Here is a 21,040-nt window from a genome sequence, read left to right as displayed (position 1 = left end):
CCGTGAATGAAGAATTAACACTAGGTAGTTAATAAAGTTATTGAAGTTCGACGTATCCCACATCCATTAACCATCCAGCGGTCTGACCTGAGAAGGTCTCTCCCTGTACTTTAATCTTTTTTCCTACGAATTTTGCAAGGTCAACGATACTTGAGGTGAGGTATACATTTTGCGACTTCCCCCCGGGTCTTTCTAGATGATAGCTTCCTTCACCATCGATACCTCCCTCCTTCAAAATTCCCATAGCGGCATCTGGGAAGCGTTTGGTATCTTTGATTCCTGACGACTTAGAGGTCACTACCGATTGAGAAGGAGTTTCTGATTTGGCAGAAGACTTGGCAGACAATGCCCACCCAGAAAATCCTCCAATTAATCCCGATGCTACAAGGATTGCAATTGCAAGCCAGACAGGAATTACAGACTGTGGGTTCGTTCGGAGTGGTCTTACGGTCGAGGTTTTTGGATCCATGGATACATGGTAGCAAAACCAATTTCAAATGTCAAAATCCCAATGTCAAATAAAGTTCCAAATCCAAAATCTGAATTTGAACTTTGTGCTTTGGATTTTGCCTGCCTGCCGGCAGGCAGGTTTGATATTTGTGCTTTGGATTTTGAAGTTATTTTCGCTTATCCGACTTTAACCATGCCTCGATGAAGCCATCAAGCTCTCCATCAAGTACGGCCTCTGCCTGTGATGTTTCGTACTCTGTTCTGAGATCCTTAACCATTTTGTAGGGATGAAGTACGTAAGATCTGATCTGACGTCCAAAACTTGCGATTTTTTCACCCTTGAGTCCTTCTATCGTTTTTTGCTTTCTTTCCTCCTCAATCTGCCAAAGTTTAGCACGAAGAAGTTTGAGGGCGATTTCTCGATTTTGCATCTGCTGTCGTTCGGTCTGCGCCGTTACCGTTAGCCCTGTTGGTTTGTGAATGAGACGGACCGCTGTGGCAACCTTATTCACATTTTGACCTCCATGGCCACCTGCTCTAAAAAATTGCCAGTCAAGTTCATCTTCACGGATCTCAATACTCTGATCTTCTATCAGTGGTAGTACTTCAACTAAGGCAAATGAGGTCTGGCGAAGTTTATCTGCGTTAAATGGAGACTGTCTGACGAGTCGGTGTGCGCCAGCTTCTCCTCTTAGATACCCATAGACATATGGGCCCGATACATTAATAGTTATGCTTTTTATTCCTGCCTCTTCACCTGCGACCCGATCAATTTCCTCCCATCGCCAACCTTTAAGTTCAAAGTAACGAGTATACATTCTAAAGAGCATACTCGCCCAGTCCATAGCCTCAGTTCCTCCTTGGCCTGAGTGAATAGAGAATACCGCATCTTCTTTGTCGTAAGGCCCTGACAGGAAAAGAAGAGTTTCATATTTTTTTAGAAGTTTACCAGCTTCATCAAACTGGTTCTCCTCCTGCAAAAGTTGAAGCATCTCAATATCCTCAAGCTCTTTTTTTTGCTCAGCAATTTTTTTAGATATTTTGCCAGCTTTTTCAGAGTCCTTCCAGAAATCTGAGTCGTACGTTTGCTTCTCGAGTTCCTCAAGTTCTACTCTGCGTTTTGGGAGATCTGCTTTTTCAAGTATGTTTTGTATGCGTCTATCTAGTTCTTCGTCCATGCCTAATTATATCGTAAGAAGGGGCTAAAAGCTTTCCGTGTGGCGTATAATATCTTTATGAAATTAGGGCAGATAGTGATTGAAAAAATAATGGAAGGTAGGAAGGTGGTTATTCGTCATCTGGATGAAGACGACGTGGAGCCAATGCGACACTTTATCAACAAATTATCTAAAGAGAAGACTTTTATTACCTTTCAGGGAGAGCAGATATCGCTAGAGGACGAGCAAAAGTACGTGCGGGAAATTATTAAGAAAATAGAGTCTAGTACGACGGTCAAACTTGTATTAATGGTCGATGGACAAGTTGTCGGTACCACTGAGATTAGTCTCGGGGTTAGAACACATTCCCATGTTGGAGGACTGGGGCTTTCTGTTGATTCATCTGTTCGTGGAATGGGTTTGGGAAGACTTTTATTAGAGACTGTTATTAGTGAGGCGAAAAAAGAGTTGAATGGTCTTCGTATAATAGAGCTTACTGTATTTGCAATTAATGAAGTTGCAATCAGCCTTTACAAAAGCTGTGGTTTTCGAGAAGTTGGTAGATTTCCTGAAAAGATATCATATAAAGGCAATTACGTCGATGAAATTATCATGTGTCTTGAGGTCTAAATGACCATATTTTATAACTCGATCTTAGCTTATCGGTTCTTATTTAAAATCAGATCCTAGGATAACTATGATGTCTGAGGTGTCTTTATCGCTGAGCTTTTCTACCTTTGGAGTTTTTACGCTACCATCAAGCGCCTTGGTAAGTTCTGATTTCACATCGTTATATTCAGCCTTAATCTGGTAGACAGTAGTCGTGTAGTCATAGTTGTCAGCATTCGCTGTCACAATTTCCTTAAAACCTCCATCTGATAGAAGAGACTTTGCGGTACTCGCAATTCCTGGAGTTCCGGCTCCGTTAAGTATCTTAATTCGTATGGTTTCTTTATCATAACTTGGTGTAGGCGTGGGTGCTGTAGTTGGAATAGTAGTCGGTGATGGTTTCGCCACAACGAATGGATTAGGAATGTTCGGAATCGAGACAGAAGGAACTGTTATGGAAGGAAGCTTCATTGATGTGAAGTTTGACCGAGATAAGAGAATGAATGCTCCGAAAGAAAGACCGAAGGCTGCTAGAAAGATAAATAGTTCCTTTCTAAACAACGGAATTCGAGGCATTGAAAATGAGCTTCTCTTCGAAATTGCCTTTGGTGCTCTTTTAAGAAGTTGAAAGTCCTTATTTTCTTGAAGAAATATAAATGCTCCGAAACAAACGTCAAATGTCAAAATTGGGAATGCAGTACCGGTCGGGATAACTAGTGACTTAAGGTACGCGTCGTAAAAATTAGGAATAATTCGCTTAAGAGGATTGGTCCATGCTCCAACTGCCTTAGTGAAGGTGTCTTGACGAATGCTGTCCGAAGCGTTCCCAGAAAGAATAATTCTGTTTAATTTATTTCCTCTTTCTGCAAAACCATCTGTCTGAGCCTTTAGAATTTCCTCAATTTTCTTACCTTCCTCTATCTTTGCTTTCCAATGAGGATCGGCAAGTGGTCCTCCAGAATCGAAAAGATATCCATTAAGATCTGAACCACTATAAGAGACATACCAGATATTTTCTTTTTTCTCTTGGCGAAGCGTTTTTTCGAACAACTTGAAGATTGCAAGAGTCTCTGGAACCACATGGACGACCTTTAAATTCAGGAGTGTGAGAGCTTCAGTGAAGGAGTCTAAAACAGAGGATTCGAGAGCATAAAATGAAACTTGTTTTTGTGCAGCCGATTCCTTTATAAAGTAATTCGAGTAACTATTGTCCAGATCCATCTGAAGAGTGGAACGAGCCTTATCGTATACAAACGATGCAATAGCCGAGGATGCAATGTCTACGGGAACCTCGACTTTCAGAAATGAGAATGATTCCTGTGGGAGAACTAGTACAACGTCCTTATCGGAGAGTGCATTCGCGTGAGTAACACCCTCTTTAATCGCGGATGCGAGAACGTCAATATTTACTACCCTACCATTGTCCAATAGATCAGCATCATGCTTTTTTTCAAAGGTAGTTATTTCATACTGTCCAAGAAGAGATTTTTTCAGTGCAAGTATCTTTAACTGAGCTGATTCTATATGGATATATATCATAGTGATCTACAAATCATTATACTCTCACTTTTTTTCAGATTACAAGCCGGACGCGTTGACTCGTATTTCGTATTTAGTATTTAGTATTTAGTATTTAGTATTTAGTATACGACATACGTTATACGGTATACGATATACGATATTTTGATGGTAAAATATGGCGATGGTAAATGTGGCAGACGAGATTAAGAAAAAGGTTGATATTGTGCAGGTGATAAGTTCATATATACCTGTCAAAAAGGCGGGGAGAAATTTCAAAGCAAACTGTCCGTTTCATAAAGAAAAATCTCCTTCTTTTTTTATTTCTCCGGATCGACAGATCTGGCACTGCTTTGGTACCTGCAATGAGGGTGGAGATGTCATAAGTTTTCTTATGAAGGTGGAAAATTTGACCTTTTTAGAGGCCGCGCAGGAGCTGTCTAAACGATACGGACTCAACATATCTTTTGCGCAAGTGGATGACGCTGGTCTGAAGCTGAAGGACCGTTTTTATTCGCTGAATAGACTTGCAGCGGATTACTATCAGTACGTCCTTGATAAAACAGATACCGGAAAGACAGCTCGAGACTACCTCGCCGAAAGAGGAATTAAGCCGGAGATCGCACAGACATTTCAGATCGGGTACGCCCCTGACTCATGGGAATCGCTAATGAAGTATCTACTTAAGAAAAACTACTCCTCACAGGAGTTGGAGCAGGTAGGATTGACGGTAAAGTCCTCTAAGTCTGCAGGATACGACCGTTTTAGAGGGAGACTTGTTTTCCCAATAAAGGACTCGAGAGGGAACATTATTGCCTTTTCAGGCAGAGTTCTAAAGGAGGATAAGGATAATCCAGGATCGAAATATATTAATACTCCCGAGACCACTATTTATCACAAGCGCGAGTCATTGTACGGAATTTACTTAGCGAAGGACTCGATCAAGAAAGAGGGTTACGTTGTTTTAGTTGAGGGAGAGTTTGACGTTATCGCTCCATTCCAGTACGGAATTGAGAACGTTGTAGCGGTCAAGGGTTCGGCAATCACAAGCGATCAGCTCATGTTGTTGAAGCGTTACTGTACAAGACTGGTGTTTGCACTTGACGCCGATGCTACAGGCGAAGAGGCAGTAAAGCGTGGTACCGACGAAGCAGAAAAACTGGATTTCGAGATTGAGGTTATGGTGTTAGATTTTGCTAAAGATCCCGACGAGGCAGTACGTAAAGATTTGGTCAGGTTCAAAAAGGCACTTACAAACAGAATTCCGGTGTACGATTTTATTCTTTCCTCGCTTCTGCGAAAGTATTTAGTCGATGATCCATTTGGCAAGAAGCAAATAGCGGATGAGATGGGTGCATTTATTGCCAAGATACAGAACCCCATCGTCCAGTCACATTACATTAAAAAAACAGCTGAGACTCTTGGGGTTAGTGAATCAAGTATTCAGCGATCGCTCTATAGTAATAAAAAGAAGTTTACTCAACCGAGATACGTCACTAAGCAACAGGCAGCTGTTGTAAAGATGCCACGAGAAGTTATTATTCAAAAATACATCCTCGGTCTTCTTTTTCAAAAAAAAGAAGGAGAGAGACTCTATGACATGATTCATGAGTTCGATCCAGAAATGTTTACCGTACCATCCTACAAGGCGTTATTCAACGAATTTCTATCATTTAGAAAGAAGCATCCGGCTCGATCTATTGATGAGTTCAGTAACCAACTGCAGGCAGAATTAGTGCCCGTCTTTAATGAGCTATATCTATTCGCATCCTATGAAGAGGAGTCCGGGTACGGAGATTTTACAAAAACAGTCTACGAGCTTCAAAGAAATATGTATAAACGAATGATTCAGGAGTTGATGATGAAGGAAGAGGATGGAGACGATAAGGAAGAACCTAGGCTCAAGGAACTGACCGCGAGCTTAACAGAGGTGGAAAAAAAGCTCTCTTTGTTATAAAATTGAAGCTATGGTGAAGCACAAACTCCCCAAATCTCTCGTTGAGCTACTTGATCAAGGTGAAGAAGACGGTTTTTTGGTTCAGGACGATATTTTACTCGTTTACCCAGAACCTGAAAATCACGTCGCCGATGTAGATGAGTTTTTTGATCAGGCTTTAAAACGAGGCATTGATATCTTCGAGACTGTCTCAACTCGTGAGGAAGAAGATGCAAAAAAGTCAGCTGAGGAGATCGAAAAAGAGATTGAGCAGCTTATCACCGCTAGACATGGTGAGTCTTTGGACCCGATTAAAAAGTATCTTAAAGAAATTGGCAAAACCCCGCTTCTTAAGTTTGAACAAGAGGTTGATCTAGCAAAGCGCTATGAGAAGGGTGACGAGCAAGCCAAGGAGCTTCTTATTAAAGCAAACCTCAGACTCGTGGTCTCCATTGCCAAAAAGTATCTTGGACGTCGTCTATCATTTCTCGATCTGATTCAAGAAGGAAACAAAGGTCTTATCCGAGGAGTAGAAAAATACGACTGGAGAAGAGGTTTCAAGTTCTCAACATATGCGACATGGTGGATTCGTCAGGCAATAACACGTGCAATTGCTGATCAGTCTAGAACAATTAGAATCCCTGTTCACATGGTCGACCAGATTAACAGATTTTACAAGACTCAAAGGCGTCTAACCCAAAAGTATGGACGTGATCCAAAACTAAAGGAGATCGCAAAGGATATGGAAATCACAGTTGAGGAAGTGGAGAACTTAATGAGAATTTCTCAGCAGCCAAAGTCTCTGTCTACTCCAATTGGAGACGACAAAGAAACAACTCTTGAGCAGTTTATTACAGACGCAAGTCAACCATCGCTTTACGATAAGGTAGCAAAAGAGCTGTTAAAGGATGCGTTGAACAAGGTTCTCGATACGTTGTCTCCTAGAGAACGCAAGGTTCTTATGATGCGCTTTGGTCTTGAGGACTCAAAACAAAAAACACTTGAGGAGGTTGGAAAAGAGTTTAAGGTTACCAGAGAGCGCATCAGACAGATTGAGGCAAAGGCAATTCGCAAACTCAAGCATCCAACACGAGCTCGTAAGCTCAAAGACTTCCTAGAGTAACCATCTTTATTTACATATTTGCTATTTGTTATTTGCCATTTATTGCATAAACCTTCCGTTTTTATATTTAAAAATTTAATAAAAAATAATAAATAAGAAATAATAAATATCCGTTGTGGTATAAAGCGATTTTTTTATTGCTAGATCAACCCAAACACTCCTTTTTGTAGCAAATAATCTACAGACAGCCACATTCCAATACTATATTTTATTTTTGGAATGAAGGGGAACTTTTTCTACAAAAGATTGGGGGAAAAAATCTGTCGTGCCAGAAGACGGCGCTTTCTCTCACAGGAGAAATTAGCCTTTTTATCCGACGTTGATAGAACCTACGTAGCACGAATAGAGGTGGGTAAAGTAAATCCATCCATAAGGGTGGTGCATAAGATTGCACGAGCACTTCGGGTGAGAATCAACCGCTTAATTTCCTAATATCTCTATTGCATTCATGATTTTCATCTTGTAGAGTTTAGTTAATTACATGCGTAGTAAGTTTACCTACACCGAGAGAGTTTTGAATATCTGGGCAATTTCAATGATTTTGTGGAGCTTCTATAGGGCGGCATTTCAGGCAGATTTAGGAATTTGGTTTGATGAGATCGTCGCAAAACCGTCTATTTTTCTCGTACCCATGTACGTCTTCATAACTAAGTTTGAGGGGAAGCAATTCATTAAATCTGTGGGGTTAAAGGTGAAGTCGATCTGGTATGAATTGGTTCTTGGCGGCCTTCTCGGATCTGTATTTTTTTTGGCAATGCTCCTTTTGAGCGATATACACTTTTTCATGGACAGAAAAGCGATCCAATGGATTATTCTTGCTTTGGTTACCGCGACATCCGAGGTGCTTCTTTCACAAGGATTTGTACTAGAACGGCTACTTAAAGAGTCGAAGAACATGATTACCTCATGTCTTTATGCGAGCATACTTAATTTCTTTTTGAATGTGCCGCTTCTATTTACGACGCCAGGTCTCACAGGTGATTTGTTATTGAAGGTGCTAATAATGCAGTTGAGTTTAAACTTAGGTCTTTCATTTCTTTATGCAAACAGACGCTCAGTGTATGCCCCAATACTTATCAAGGCTCTGTACCTCCTCAGCGTCTACTTAATTATCTAGTTTATCTCTCAAGAATCGAGAAGATTTCTTCGGTTCCTACACTAATCGTTTTTAGACCCTTCGAATCTGAGCCAGCATTGAAACCGGGTCTATTTTTAAGCTCATCTGGAAACCCTATGTAGACCACGTTTTTTTCGTTAAGTTCGTTCGGAAGACTGAATACAAATTTATCGAAGCTCTCAACTTGTCCGAATCCATACTGATCGGCTGCAGTGAGATGAGACTGTGGTTGATATTTGGAGGGTGGATACTTGAGTCTGTAAAGCAGATGCATATACGGCTCGCCGTTCTGCTTAGTTATATAGAATTTCTTATACGAACTGTAATTATCAGAAACGTACTGTGCTAGCTCCTTATAGCCACACTCCTGAGAGCGGATCACAACAGCTCTTTTAGGATAGTGGTTAAGGTAAAAATCCCAAGAACTAAACAGTCCGATAATCTGCAGAATAATAAGTGCTACAATCGCCACTGCTCTGTTTTTTTTTGGAATCTCCTTGATGAACTCAACTGCACCGTACCCAGCAATCACAAAAATTAGAACGAAAAGAAACAAAACTCTTGTTAGTGAGATTCCAGCCCAAGAAAGTGATCCCGATAGTGGTGCGACAAGCAGTAGAGCCACAATAAAAAAGCGATGTTTGTTTTTATTTTTGAACAGATAATATAGCCCAATAAATAGAAATAGAAACTCTAGGGCAGTAATCAAGGACATTCCAGGATAACCGAACCGGTAGTTCTCATCCCCTCGTGAAAGAAGAAACTGAGGAGAGTAATAGGCGAGATTTTGGTAGATAAGTTCCTTTGCCCCAAGAGTAAGTTTGTTGTAGAGAAATCTGTTTGCGCCTTCGCCGCGGAGTTCGTTTATTCGAAGTGAAAATCCAGGACTATTTACAAAGAGGAGATTGTTTAATCTTGAAGGGTTATAGAAGATGTCCACAGACAAGAGAAGAGCCAGAGCGGCAATAAAAAATCCCCCAAGTACAAATAATCTTTTCTTCTCTATCTTTGGTGCAACGAAAAACATAATCGCATGTGAAGTAGCAAGAAATAATGCAAGTAACCGCGCTGGGTGATAGGATAACAATGAGAGTACTGTAGCTAATAAAAATAGGATTATATCTTTTGGTTTGTAAGATCTTAAAGATCTTAGATAAAAAATAAACATTGTGATTGACAAGAGAAGACTTAGTATGGATTCGTGTGCTTGTCGCGCAGTAATGTGAGTACTCAAGGACAGAGCAGTAAAAAATGCTGCAACCAGCCCATACGATTTTTTACCCAGAAGTTCAATCGTAAGGAAATAGACAGCGATTGGCAGGAGAATTGATATAAGCATATTTAAACCTCTAATCCCGACATCATTCAGACCTAAGGCAGCAACGAAAGGTATTGAAAAATACGAATAAAGTGGGAGCTTGTTATCTCCAAACGACTTTAGTCTCAGTGGAAGAAAAGTACCATACTCATCTCTTCCCGTTTTAAGTATCGAGAACGCATTGTACCCGAACGCGGACTCATCGGCATTGGTGCATACAGAAACATCTCCCGCTCTATAGATGGTTAAGAGAAAGGAGCCAAGGCAGATGAGAAACAGGAGTACAGTCGTTCGTTTAAAGAGTGCGAGCATATTGCTATTTTATCTTATTTTGTAAAACCTTGAACTAAAAAGGAATGGAATGGCCTTAAAAAATCCATATATAAATGGAAAATCACGATTAATAATACTGCGAATTAAATAAGAAATGAGAAATAAGAAATGAAAAATAATTCTTGTATCTTTGATATTTTTCCAGCTACAGAGCAACTGATTCCTATAAGCGATGGTCTTAATTTGATCCTTACTCCAAAACGCTCCGATTGTTGATTCGTGATGATGTTCTACGAGTACGGTTGGATCAAACCATGTGATATATCCATGCTTTCTCGCTCGGTATGATAGCTCAATATCCTCCCAATAAAAAGGACTGAAGATTGAATCGAAACCACCAATCTGTTCATACAGATCTTTGCGAATAATGGACGATCCTCCCTCTACCCAACCAGTTTCCCCTTCAATGAGATTGTCAGCTTTTGTGTGCTGGAGAAGTCCTTGATTCCAGAAAAGTTTATTTTTCCAATAGTAGTTCCGTCTTTCTCCTTCTGTGCAAAAGTAATGCCGAATATTTTTCGTTAGTCTCAAATTTTTAATAGTGGTTTGAAAAGAGGAGTCGAGTAATTTCACATCGGAGTTAAGAAGAAATACGAAGTTGTGATTTGCTAATCGGACTCCTATATCTATGGTACCTGCAAAGCCAAGGTTTGTTGAGTTCTCGATAAGTCGAAGGTTATACTTGCTGAGACGATTCTTGATACTCTGATAAGGATCATCATTGATTACGATAATTTCAGAATCCTTCAGATACATAAGATTATGGTCTAGATAGTTAATGAACTCATCGACTTTTTTATAGACAGGGATTACGACAGATATCAGTTTTAGACTTTGCTCAATATTATCCTGAGTATTTCGAAGGGTCATATGAGTTTTTTTAAATTTTGTTTATAAACTTCTAAAGAAAAGTTTTTTAGCGCATAGTTGTGTGCGTTTTCAGCTATTTCATTTTGTTTTTTTTCATCGTTCATGACGCTGCTCATCTTTCCGATAAGCTCAGCTTCATCATTGAATAAAAATCCATTGACACCGTCAGCAATTAACTCCTTTGGCCCACCCGCATTAAAACAAAAGGGGATAACTCGCATTGCCATTGCCTCAATCGGTGTAATGCCAAAATGTTCAACCAATTCAGGATGGCTCACGTCATTTATTCCAAAGCCGGCAAAATGCCAGTAATACCTTGCTTTGAGGTAGAGCCCAAGAAGTTCATCGTAGGAAACATTCGGTTTGAGAATGATGTTTTTTACATCCCCAATTTTTTCCTTGAGGGACTCGAAGTATTCACGATCTTCATCTTTTAATCCACCCGCAAGAATAAGAGTATATCCATTCGAAAGTTTTTTGTTTTTTAAAAATACATCTATCATTCTTTCATGATTTTTGGAATGAAGGTGACCAAAGAATCTACCAACCGAAAGAATGATCTGCTCCTTCTTTTTTATTGGTGCTTCTAAGAAATTTTTATCCAAGTATGGATAGAGAACTGTTGAGTTGACTCCCCAGTTTTTCAAATGAGATTGAGTGAAGTATGAATTTGCTACAAATGACCAGTTGAGATGTTTAATTCTATTTAAAGAGGATGATAGATAAAGGTTTTTTAAGGGAACCATAGCGTGAACTATGTTACGTCGAGCACCCGAGAAGAAATAACTTCCATCGCTGATATATAGGAATACGTCAAACTCCTTTAGTTTAAGGAATCTTTGGAAGGAGTGAATTGATGGATCGATAAAAATGTTTTTTTCAAAGGTCAGTGATCTAAAGTTGATATTTAGACGTTGAGATATTTCCTTCTGAAGATTCTTATTCCAGAAGATAGTTGGCTGGTATCCCATCTCTTCACATGTGGACAACATTTGGAGTAGATATTTCTCTCCACCGCCAAGTACGTCTAGATAAGGATCATATAGACCCACTTTCGTCAGGCGACTTCGGCGTGCAAGCTTGTCATTATCTTGATTTTTCATAGAGCATTAAGTATGTAACTGTCTTCGAGTATGCTTGATAGATTGATTCGGCAATGCCTTCCTTTCCATCCAAGAAACCTTTATGCATAATGAGTCGACGGTAGAGTTCTCCTAAGAACTTTCTAAAAAAAGTATATGTTGTTGTTTTTTTGTGAGCCTTGTAAAGGAGCTCAGATTCCGTTCCCTCAAACTTAATTGTCTTTTTAACCATCTGACTAAAGTCGCCATGTGAGTAGTGAATGAGCGGTTCTTTTAGATCTGAGCGTTCTCCATTTATTTGTGGAGTTGAGTGGATAACGCTTGGCCAATCTACCAACTCAGATCGTTTGATAAGTCGTGTTTGTGAGTCTGGCCACCATCCGCCATGTTTAAGCCACTTGCTCTTACTAAATATGTTCTTGCGTGGAATGCGATATGCAGTTGTCGGTTGTCGGCCATTCCTGCCGGCAGGCAGGTTTTCAGATGTCAGATCGCTGATTACTGAAGTTATTTCGCGAGCTAGCTCTGGGGTAACAACCTCATCCGAGTCCAAAATAAAGATCCAGTCAGTCTTTGCTTGTTTTATTCCTGTCATTCGCACGAGTTCTACGTACTCGGTTTGCTTTAGCGACACAATCTGAGCCCCTAGTCTGTTGGCTATTTCAACGGTTTTGTCTGTACTACCAATATCAATGAGTAGTATATTCCGGCATATTAGCTGAGCTCCTTCAATGCATCGCTCAATATTCAGCTCATCATTATGAGCATAGATAAGAACCGATAGGGAATTCACAGTTTTGAGATCTGAGTTTTGAGCTTTGATTTTATCGGGCATGTAGGTATATTATAGAACATACAAATATGGTAATTGCATACGGCATCACATTGGCCCTTTTTGCACTGTATTCTTATTCTCTACTAGATCTGAACTTAACACTTCTCAACTTTGATCTCTGGACTCAGTTTCGAAATGTAATGATTCAGTTTGGGTACTTCCAACGTCTCAACTCAACTTTTGTATTTGTAGCATTAATTTGTCTAGTCTCTGGTTTTCACCTTTATCTTTTAAAGAACTATAAAAAATACTCAGCTCTGCATCTTTCGCTAATCATAGCTGTGATACTTTTGTTTGCATACCCATTCCTATCTCACGACCTTTTTAACTACATGTTTGATGCGAAGATCTTAACTTTTTATCATCAAAATCCATATTTGCATAGAGCCCTCGACTTTCCTTCTGCGCCAGAACTCCGGTTCATGCATTGGGTACACAGAACCTATCCTTACGGGCCAACGTTTCTACCCATGACACTTATACCATCGCTTCTTGGTCTTGGTAAATTCAGCCTTTCGCTCATAACCTTTAAGGTTTTCTTTTCAATCTTTTATCTTCTCGCAGTGCGAGCTTTGAATAAAATGAGCTCTGAATGGGCTATGTTTTTTGCCACTCATCCGTTGGTGATTATCGAGGGACTGATGAATAACCACAATGACTTGATCGCAGTCTCGCTCGGACTCATCGGTATTCAGTTGCTTTGGTCAAAACGCACTACTTTGGGTAGATTGTTTATCGTCATCTCTGGAGGTATCAAGTACATAACCCTACCGCTTGTCATTGCTCAAAAAAAATCGTCACTATCAAACATTGTTGCATTTTGTTCTGTCACATTGCTGGTTGGGTATCTTTCGATATTTCAGGAGGTGCAGACTTGGTACTTTATGAGTCTGTTTGTTTTTATACCGTATTTCTTCGAACTCATCAAAAGAATGCAGATATTTCTAATCGGAATATTGTTTTCTTACTATCCATTTGTGTTGTATGGGACATGGGGAGATCTGCATAACCTGGGTTTAAAACATGCTGTAATAATTATATTTGCTATGATTAATCTGTTAACGTTGATAATTGAAAGAAAAAAACTTAGATCGTTATGGTCTTACTAGAGAAACTAAGTTCACTAATACGGAAAAATTACACCTCGATTTTGCTTCTGGGCATTATCTTTGGTCTATTCCTGCTAAATAGTAGATACGTAGACTACCCAGACGAATATATAAATCTCCTCGGAGGAAAGGTCATTCTCAATGGTGGGTTACCGTATAGAGATTTTTGGGATCATCATCTTCCTCTAGCATGGTATATCTCTTCTATTTTTTTATTTCTTTCTGGTAAGTCCTTTGTTCTTACGAGAGTTTTATGGGCGGTTGCCCAATTCGGTGGGTTTGCGTTACTCGGACGATGGATCTATAAAAAGCATCCTTCTTTGGTAAAGCCATTTCTTGCTTTTTTTGTTTTGTATCCCGCTGCCTCTTTATATTTTTGGTTCCATTTATTTTTGGCCGATAGTCTTGCAGTATTCTTTTTCAGCATCGCATTCTGGATTCTTTTAGCAGAGACATTCGATAATAAGTCGCTGGGTAGAAGTCTATTTGTTTCCTCGTTTTTTGTTTTTTGCATGATTATGTCCTCGGCTACATTCCTATATATGGGAGCCGTATTGTATCTTTGGCATGCATATCTCTATAAGTTTAAAGTTGATAAAAAATTGCTGAGTCTCATTGCGTGGTCGATACTGCCTTACGGTATTTTTGTTCTCAACCTTTTTCTTACAAAAACTTGGAACGATTTTTATTTTGCGAACTTTGTTTACAACACTAAGTACTACATCAGTATTCCAAACTATGTAAGAGGTCCTCACTTTAATCCATTTAAGTTTTCATGGACAATAATCTCAAACTTTTCCGCAGGTTATCTACCACTTCTAACCAAGATTAAGTATCTCGATCTGTATCTTCCGATAGGTACCTTAGCAGGTATTTCCACACTAACTCTGTTCTTTTTCTGTTTGCAAAAATTGGTTTTGGGACTTATGTACTTTCTGGTGTTGTCTTTTTCAGCTCCACGAAGTGGACTTCAGGATTTTAAGGAGACAGACTACCAATCCTCGATGTTTTTGGTGCTTGGCCTAATATCCTCTGTCTTTGTTCTTTGGTTATTTTCCAAAGCAAAATCAAACCCACCCCGCAAAAGGCTCCGTAGAGGCAATGGACGACTGGTTGAGTGATTTGCGTAGAGTTGTGCGCTTAATCACATTAATTTTCTTTATTTTCACGGGAATATTTCTCCTGGTTAATTCCTTCAACACCGCATATAAGATCTACACTCAAAAACTTCCGACCATTCATAATGCGGGGCCCGCTGCAACTTTTATTGATGAGGTTCTCGATCAAGGAGATTATTACTTCATTGGGCCGTATGAACCTAATGAATCTTTCTATGTAAAAAGGGTGTATGGGTTGGAAAACATCCATCACTACTGCCTCAGTTTAGAGAAGGGGACGAGTTACGAGACTCATACTTGAAGCAGTTTAGTGAACATCCGCCTAGAATATTTATATTTAAGCAAAGTGCGTCTATTTTTCAGACTCCAGCTCTTGAGTTTGGAAAGTTTTTTCTTGACTGGGCAGGAGATAAATACACTAGACTCGAGAAGGTCAAAGGTGTCGAGGTATTGAGAAATCCAACAGGAGTCGACCTAAAAGGAGATCTCTACATTAAGAATACCGATCTAAAATCCATTCTACTCAAGCTCCAAGATCTCGGCTATATCTCTTTTTAATCCTTGTCTTTGAGGCTACTTGTGGTATAGTTTGCAGTTATGGAGCGTCGTAGAGGAATAGAGCGAACAAGAGCGATGTGGGCAGCGGTTAAAGATGTTGCGCGAAAGGAAATCGTAAAATTAGATGAACATCTCTTCGACTTTTTTGGTAAGAGGTTAAAAGAAGCACATTTTATTGGAAAGGCGAAGACCCATCTAGGAGAGAGTGTGGTAGACCCCAAACGTCGAGAAGAGGTTCTAAATAGCTGGGAACAGGGATTTCAAAGACGAGGATTCCAACCAGGTACGGGAACGAAAATCGGTACAGTTGTGTTGGAAGTATTTGAGAACGAGCAACAAGTAGCTCGAGATCGTGGGGATTACACAGCAAAAAAATAGTTTTTCAATACGTGGAGCTTTGTACGTAGAGGCGCATACTTTAAAGCAAACTTAACGAGGTTTTTCTTTTGATATTTTTGATGAAGTTTAGATCCGGACCCATCGGTTGACTGTGAAACGAGATGCCAGATCTTTACAGATGGATCGTAGATTAGTTTAATATTTAGTTTCTTTGCTCGCTCACAGTAATCGGCATCCTCATAGTAGAGAAAGTACGACTCATCGAGAAATCCAAGAGAGTTGATAACTGACTTGTCTAAGAGCATGAGGCAGCCCGTAATGAACTCCGTTTCTTCCACTTTATCAAATTGTTTTAGATCGACCTCATCTACTCCTCGATGACCCGGTTGACTATGTGACCAGTCAACGGTTCCACCCGCATACCAAAGTACATTCCCTTGATCTTTTTTTGCATATCTGTCTTTATGGTATTCGTGTTCTGGCGCATAATATATCTTACCTCCAATCAAGGAACTTGGATGGGATTTTATTGAGGCATTAGCTTTTTGAGTAAAATCCTTTTCAACATATGTATCGTCATTGATTATGCAAAATGCGTTAACTCCATCTGTCATAGCTTCTTTAATGCCTTCGTTTATCCCGTAAGCGTATCCTTTATTTATCCGGTTAAGAACCTTCACATTAAGGTTAAGTGGAGGGAAGGTGTCGTTGTTGCCTGATGTGTCAACGATATAAAGAGTAAAGTTTTTGTGATTCTGATGAGCGAGGGACTCAATAAGTTGAGTGACGGCTTTTTTATTGAAGGAGACCGTTATGATTGCAAGCTTATCATTCATTGTTATTTTTAAACTGTACGAGTTCCCTATAAATATTTGTATTGAATATATAGGTCATAATCGCGAAGTACGAAACAGCACCCGTAGTGGAGATGATAATAAAAAGAGGAATACTCGCTTCCGGAAATAGTTTTTGAACTCCGAACAATATTACTGCCATTCCTGCACTTGATAGTAGTGGTTTAAAGATGAATGGAAGAATTTTCATATCAAGTGTTGAGCGCACCTTTAATAAAATAAGTCCCAAGGTACATGACACAATTAAATGAGTAATGGGGAATCCGTATTCTTGATACCTCTTAGTAAGAATCGGAGTGAGAATCCATGTCACTATGGTTATAAGAAGCATAAATGTGAAGGTTATTTTCACTTTTCCCAAAGCATTAAACAGCGCCATGAATGGGGCAGAAAAAGAAACAATGAGTGATGATAGCGCAAAAATATAAAAGAGAGGTATGGCGGGTTGCCATTTAGTGTACTGAGGTATCAAAGTAACGAGTAATGGTAAGGCAAACATCATACCGATCATAACGGGCGCTAGTAGCATAGTCTGATAGTAAAGTAGTTTTTGGCTGATGCTTCGAAGTCTTTCTTTATTATCCTGAACACGAGACATTACGGGGAACAAGACTCTTCCTACATTGTCCATAAATACCCTGAGAGGTGCATCTGCCCATTTCTTCGCCCAACCGACGTAACCTAATAGCTCAAACCCGAGGATTTTTCCAAGGAAGAGCACTATGAGATCATCCTTAAATAAGGCTAGAAAAGAGGTAGCCTGAAATGGAACACCAAATGAGAGCAGTATTTTTAAAGATTGTTTGTTGAATCCAAACTGAGGGGTCCACGGTGATATTCTATAGATGAGGATTAGTCCTGATACGGCGCGGATCATCACTGCGTAAGTGAAACTCATCAAGCCGAAACCCATTATTGCGAGTATCGAAACTGCTGCATAAAATAAGGTATTCTCAACTACCTGTACATATACGACCTTGTTAAATTTAATATGTCTTTCAAGGAAAACGGATGGGATAGTTTTAAGAGACGAGATGAAAAAAGCAAATAGTAGTGACCAGTAGAGATACATGCCTTCCTGAGGAAGATTGTAGAACTTTCGTACGAACGTAGTGGCAAAAAAACCGATAGTGATTAAGGTAACTATCAAAGTCTGTTGAATTGTAAAGGTGGTTTTAATGTCCTCTTCCGTCATCTCCTTTTTCTGTATGAGTGAAGCGGCAAGTCCAAAGTCTGAGAAGTAGTTGAAGAGGGCTATTATCGACAGGACTGTTATATAGATCCCAAAGACATGTGGACTGAGAAGAATCGTAACGATAAGATTGGCAATAAGTCCAAGAACCGCAGAATAACCACTCTGAAAAAATAGACTTATGGTGCTAATAAATCCTCTTCTCTTTAGTTCCTCTTGACTTAGTGTATCCATTATAATGTTCTGAAATGTACTTCCTGCTACTTCTGATTATAGCAATTCCCTCATTTGTAAGTTTGTTAAATCCATGGTACTTTTCAGTGCACGACTTTCAGCATATCGCAAGGCTATTTTTACTAGATCAAGGGATCCATCAGGGATATTTGTTTCCTCGATGGGTCGACGTACTTGGATTCAACTTTGGGTACCCGCTCTTTAATTTTTACCCTCCGTTTATTTATTATATTTCGGAAATGTACAGGCTTATCGGCGCGTCGTATATTTGGTCGGTTAAGGCAATGATAATCTCTGGATATTTGTTGGGGGCAGTGGGAATGTATCTATTAGGTTTGAAGGTTATAAGATCAAAGGTTGTAGGTTTAGTAACCGCAACTTTGTTTACTTTTTTTACATACCATGCTGTTTTGGTTTATGTACGAGGGGCATTTGCCGAATTTTATGGGATGAACCTTCTGCCTTTTGCATTTTTGAGTTTAGAACTCTTACGAGAAAAAGCAACGGTCAGACGCGCTGTGTTCTTTGGTGTAATTGTGGCCCTACTCATTATGAGTCATGTCTTTGTGGCTTTTCCTTTTATTTTTTTCTGCGCGATTTATGTTCTAGGCTCTTCTTTCTATGTCTCAAAAAGGTTTAAGTATGTAGTTTACGTTGCTCTAGGAGGTTTGTTGGGAGCGCTGCTGTCAGCTTTTTATTGGCTTCCTTCAATGCTTGAAAGAAAGTTTACGCTAGTAGACTCGATTCTCACAAAGGAACTTGCTTCATACTCAATTCACTTTATCCAGCCGTCTCAACTCTGGTTTTCTCAGTGGGGATATGGTGGCTCTGGGCTTGGACTCACGGATGGTATGAGTTTTCAACTTGGAAAAATACAAATTGGTCTGGCCGTTCTATCACTCATTTTGTTCTTATTCTTAATATTGAAGAAAAAAATTGATACGAAATACGCTATACGATATGCGGTCTACGTTGCAATGTTATTATTCAGTCTTTTCATGACGACCGAGTATTCGCGAATCATTTGGGACGCTATTCAACCACTTCAGTACCTGCAGTTTCCATGGAGGTTTTTAACCTTTGCGGGAATATTTATTTCTTTGCTTGGTGGCTACAGTTTCGAATATATACATGAGGTATTGTCATCCTCGCGCAAGCGGGGATCCAGAAACCCAATAAATTGGATTCCCGATCGGGTCGGGAATGATAGAGTAATAATGTTTTTATCATTAATTGTCATTACCGGAACAATTCTTCAGTATCAAAAATACTTTAAACCAGAAAATTATGTGTATAAAAAAGATAGTGAATTAACATCATTTAACGAGATCGCATGGAATGTAAGTTCAAGTTCGTTTGAGTTTAGTCCCAGAGGAGTACCCCTGAGAAAGTCTCAGTATGATACAAGTATCTTTGATATATCAAAATATCAGGTTCCAAAAAATCCTTACAAAGTGATCAAGGGGCGAGCGTCTGTTCAGATCGTCGAGAATAGCTTTAACAAAAAAGTATTTTTATTAAATGCAAAAAGATTGAGCACGTTTCAACTCAATACCTTTCACTTTCCCGGGTGGACTGGAAGGATTGATGGTGGCGTACTTCCTATCAACGATAGAAATAGATTTAAACTTATCACGGTTCAGGTGCCAAAGGGCGAGCATAGTCTTGAGTTTCGTTTTGAGGATACTCCGATCAGAACCTGGGCAAATGCAACATCGATCGTATCGGTGATTGGAGTCGTCGTACTAATTAGCGCTGGTAAGTTCAAGAAGGGTAAAGCTTGAGTCTCCAAACGGTCTCCTATATTCCTTAATGAGGCGTAATGGCCATGAGGAATCGATCTCGGAAAGCTTTCTGTGGGAATAAACCACATACACATGGTTATTCGCAAGTTCTTTCTGATTGTCGTAGAGGTCCTTTGCATTTAGGGGCCAGAATCCTCTGATGCTAATTTTTTCACCTATTCCGATCGATGACTCTAACATGTCGCCTACGACGCCAAAGTTTCCCTCGGCGAGTAGAATAACGGGTTTATCCATAGATTTTTCACGAGCATACTGAATTAGATCTTTGATTCCATATCCTGCGTTCACACTTTCGATGTACTGTCCGCGATCAACAGGAGGGAACGGAATTTTCTGATTATCGAATAATATTGCATAGTTGAAGTAACCGACACTTAGAGCGTAGAACGTGAAACAGAGAACTTTGACTGTCTTATTTTTTGTACTACTGATTAAATAAGCTGCAGTCAAAGTTAGGAGCGTAGCAAAAAATATAAGATATCGGGGAAAGATTACCTTGGCAAAAAATGAAATAGCAACATAGGGGAATAGAAGCCATGCTGCAAGATAGAGACCCAATCTCCAATCTTTTTTGATCAAGAAAAATAATCCCACCACTCCGATAACTCCTAATGCGTAGCCCATTTCAGAAAACACATACCACGGAATTAGGGGTAGATTGCTTATCACCAGAGAGAATGGCGCTGCGAAGAACTCTTTGAATGTGAGAACAAAAGTGCCATTTTTTTGATCGACATACTGAAGATAAGGAGAGAGTCTTTGTACGTTGTAAATGACCAGCGCTAGGACATAGGCAAAAACGAAAAGTACATAGAAACTGAAAGAATTTTTGATGAAGGACTTTTTCTTGAAAGCGAGTACAGGTGCGAGTCCACTGAGCGCCACAAACATCTGTGAGGAAGATTTAGTAAGCATGGCTGTACCTGCAGCAAGGCCAAACGCGAGAGCTACATCCATTCTCAGCGTTCTTATAAGAAGAATCGACCCAAATAGTATCCAGATAAATCCTGCGTTAACAGCTGAATCGGCAAGCGCCATTCTGTCATAAAATAGAAACATCGGAGTGAAGATGTAGAACAGTGAGGCTATAAAAGCTGTTTTTTTACCCCAGAGATAGTAGGAGAGAGAAAAAACTCCTTTGAGCGCGATCAGTCCTGAGAGTATAGAAAACATTCGGCCACCTAACAGAAGGTTGGGTGAAAATATCTTGAGAAATGGAATCATTCCCCAGGTGTGTAGCGGTTGTTTCCCATCAGTTAGAGAAATAAAGCGCCACGCCGCATCCTTCCAAGCAATCTTGGACCAGTGAATATAGATGCCCTCATCGGTGAAAATCGGAAACTTATCAAGATTTATGAGGCGAGTTGCGAGATAAGTGACGAGTAGTAAGGCAGTATAAAAAAGATCGCGCTTTGAAAAGTTTTTTCGGAACCAATTGACAAAGCCAGATATGTCAAACATCACAATTATTATATAATACTTC

Annotated in this window: 21 protein-coding genes; 11 read left to right on the top strand and 10 right to left on the bottom strand. The window is 39.7% G+C overall.

What is annotated here, in order from left to right; genetic code table 11:
• Nucleotides 1–37 precede the first annotated feature (37 nt).
• Both IPH70_04295 and prfB read right to left on the bottom strand, forming a co-directional pair.
• Entirely contained in the window at nt 38–469 is a 432-nt protein-coding gene (locus tag IPH70_04295) for a hypothetical protein (GenBank protein QQR63695.1), read from the bottom strand.
• A gap of 148 nt (nt 470–617) precedes the next feature.
• Nucleotides 618–1,628: a peptide chain release factor 2 gene (prfB, locus tag IPH70_04290; GenBank protein QQR63694.1), complete on the bottom strand. Its 1,011-nt coding sequence runs from the start codon at nt 1,626–1,628 to the stop codon at nt 618–620.
• Between the two features lie 57 nt (nt 1,629–1,685).
• Between prfB and IPH70_04285 the strand changes: the two genes are divergently transcribed.
• Complete coding sequence (locus IPH70_04285; GenBank protein QQR63693.1) at nt 1,686–2,237, top strand: GNAT family N-acetyltransferase; 552 nt, start codon at nt 1,686–1,688, stop codon at nt 2,235–2,237.
• A gap of 39 nt (nt 2,238–2,276) precedes the next feature.
• Here the strand turns inward: IPH70_04285 and IPH70_04280 are convergent, their stop codons facing one another.
• Nucleotides 2,277–3,755: a LytR C-terminal domain-containing protein gene (locus tag IPH70_04280; protein ID QQR63692.1), complete on the bottom strand. Its 1,479-nt coding sequence runs from the start codon at nt 3,753–3,755 to the stop codon at nt 2,277–2,279.
• A gap of 163 nt (nt 3,756–3,918) precedes the next feature.
• On the opposite strand from IPH70_04280, the gene IPH70_04275 reads away from it, so the two are divergent.
• From IPH70_04275 to IPH70_04260, 4 genes are all read left to right on the top strand, one after another.
• Complete coding sequence (locus tag IPH70_04275; protein QQR63691.1) at nt 3,919–5,691, top strand: DNA primase; 1,773 nt, start codon at nt 3,919–3,921, stop codon at nt 5,689–5,691.
• Nucleotides 5,692–5,701: 10 nt separating this feature from the next.
• Nucleotides 5,702–6,793: an RNA polymerase sigma factor RpoD gene (gene rpoD, locus IPH70_04270; protein ID QQR63690.1), complete on the top strand. Its 1,092-nt coding sequence runs from the start codon at nt 5,702–5,704 to the stop codon at nt 6,791–6,793.
• Between the two features lie 219 nt (nt 6,794–7,012).
• Nucleotides 7,013–7,225, top strand: coding sequence for a helix-turn-helix transcriptional regulator (locus IPH70_04265; protein ID QQR63689.1), 213 nt, complete (start codon nt 7,013–7,015; stop codon nt 7,223–7,225).
• 49 nt (nt 7,226–7,274) lie between these two features.
• Complete coding sequence (locus tag IPH70_04260; protein ID QQR63688.1) at nt 7,275–7,910, top strand: hypothetical protein; 636 nt, start codon at nt 7,275–7,277, stop codon at nt 7,908–7,910.
• 1 nt (nt 7,911) lies between these two features.
• Here IPH70_04260 and IPH70_04255 read toward each other — a convergent pair whose 3' ends face one another.
• From IPH70_04255 to IPH70_04240, 4 genes are read right to left on the bottom strand one after another with little or no spacing between them, the layout of a single operon-like run.
• Complete coding sequence (locus tag IPH70_04255; protein QQR63687.1) at nt 7,912–9,540, bottom strand: glycosyltransferase family 39 protein; 1,629 nt, start codon at nt 9,538–9,540, stop codon at nt 7,912–7,914.
• 9 nt (nt 9,541–9,549) lie between these two features.
• Entirely contained in the window at nt 9,550–10,431 is an 882-nt protein-coding gene (locus IPH70_04250) for a glycosyltransferase family 2 protein (GenBank protein ID QQR63686.1), read from the bottom strand.
• Nucleotides 10,428–11,534 (bottom strand): glycosyltransferase family 4 protein, encoded by a 1,107-nt coding sequence (locus IPH70_04245; protein ID QQR63685.1) that lies wholly within the window; start codon nt 11,532–11,534, stop codon nt 10,428–10,430. Before IPH70_04245 ends, IPH70_04250 begins: the two co-directional genes overlap by 4 nt.
• Complete coding sequence (locus tag IPH70_04240) at nt 11,518–12,348, bottom strand: glycosyltransferase family 2 protein (GenBank protein ID QQR63684.1); 831 nt, start codon at nt 12,346–12,348, stop codon at nt 11,518–11,520. Before IPH70_04240 ends, IPH70_04245 begins: the two co-directional genes overlap by 17 nt.
• A 26-nt stretch (nt 12,349–12,374) precedes the next feature.
• On the opposite strand from IPH70_04240, the gene IPH70_04235 reads away from it, so the two are divergent.
• The 5 genes from IPH70_04235 to IPH70_04215 are packed head-to-tail and all read left to right on the top strand — an operon-like array spanning nt 12,375 to nt 15,511.
• Nucleotides 12,375–13,457 (top strand): hypothetical protein, encoded by a 1,083-nt coding sequence (locus IPH70_04235; GenBank protein ID QQR63683.1) that lies wholly within the window; start codon nt 12,375–12,377, stop codon nt 13,455–13,457.
• Entirely contained in the window at nt 13,445–14,578 is a 1,134-nt protein-coding gene (locus tag IPH70_04230) for a hypothetical protein (protein ID QQR63682.1), read from the top strand. The genes IPH70_04235 and IPH70_04230 overlap by 13 nt, the downstream gene beginning before the upstream one ends.
• Entirely contained in the window at nt 14,559–14,876 is a 318-nt protein-coding gene (locus IPH70_04225; GenBank protein QQR63681.1) for a hypothetical protein, read from the top strand. The genes IPH70_04230 and IPH70_04225 overlap by 20 nt, the downstream gene beginning before the upstream one ends.
• Entirely contained in the window at nt 14,873–15,133 is a 261-nt protein-coding gene (locus IPH70_04220) for a hypothetical protein (protein ID QQR63680.1), read from the top strand. Before IPH70_04225 ends, IPH70_04220 begins: the two co-directional genes overlap by 4 nt.
• A 39-nt stretch (nt 15,134–15,172) precedes the next feature.
• Nucleotides 15,173–15,511, top strand: a complete 339-nt coding sequence (locus IPH70_04215; GenBank protein ID QQR63679.1) for a chorismate mutase — start codon at nt 15,173–15,175, stop codon at nt 15,509–15,511.
• On the opposite strand, the gene IPH70_04210 is transcribed toward IPH70_04215, so the two are convergent.
• Both IPH70_04210 and IPH70_04205 read right to left on the bottom strand, forming a co-directional pair.
• Complete coding sequence (locus IPH70_04210; GenBank protein QQR63678.1) at nt 15,493–16,308, bottom strand: glycosyltransferase family 2 protein; 816 nt, start codon at nt 16,306–16,308, stop codon at nt 15,493–15,495. The two genes, IPH70_04215 and IPH70_04210, sit on opposite strands and share 19 nt — an antisense overlap.
• Nucleotides 16,301–17,752 carry an oligosaccharide flippase family protein gene (locus tag IPH70_04205; protein QQR63677.1) on the bottom strand — a complete coding sequence of 484 codons (1,452 nt, stop codon included), beginning with the start codon at nt 17,750–17,752 and terminating at the stop codon, nt 16,301–16,303. The genes IPH70_04210 and IPH70_04205 overlap by 8 nt, the downstream gene beginning before the upstream one ends.
• A 239-nt stretch (nt 17,753–17,991) precedes the next feature.
• Between IPH70_04205 and IPH70_04200 the strand changes: the two genes are divergently transcribed.
• Entirely contained in the window at nt 17,992–19,536 is a 1,545-nt protein-coding gene (locus tag IPH70_04200; protein ID QQR63676.1) for a hypothetical protein, read from the top strand.
• Here the strand turns inward: IPH70_04200 and IPH70_04195 are convergent.
• On the bottom strand, nt 19,498–21,018 hold the full coding sequence (locus tag IPH70_04195) for a glycosyltransferase family 39 protein (protein ID QQR63675.1): 1,521 nt from the start codon (nt 21,016–21,018) through the stop codon (nt 19,498–19,500). The genes IPH70_04200 and IPH70_04195 overlap by 39 nt on opposite strands.
• Between the last annotated feature and the right edge of the window lie 22 nt (nt 21,019–21,040).

The organism is Candidatus Roizmanbacteria bacterium (assembly GCA_016699265.1).
GTDB lineage: Bacteria > Patescibacteriota > Microgenomatia > UBA1406 > GWC2-37-13 > CAZLQR01.
This window is presented reverse-complemented; position numbering and strand designations above follow the sequence as displayed.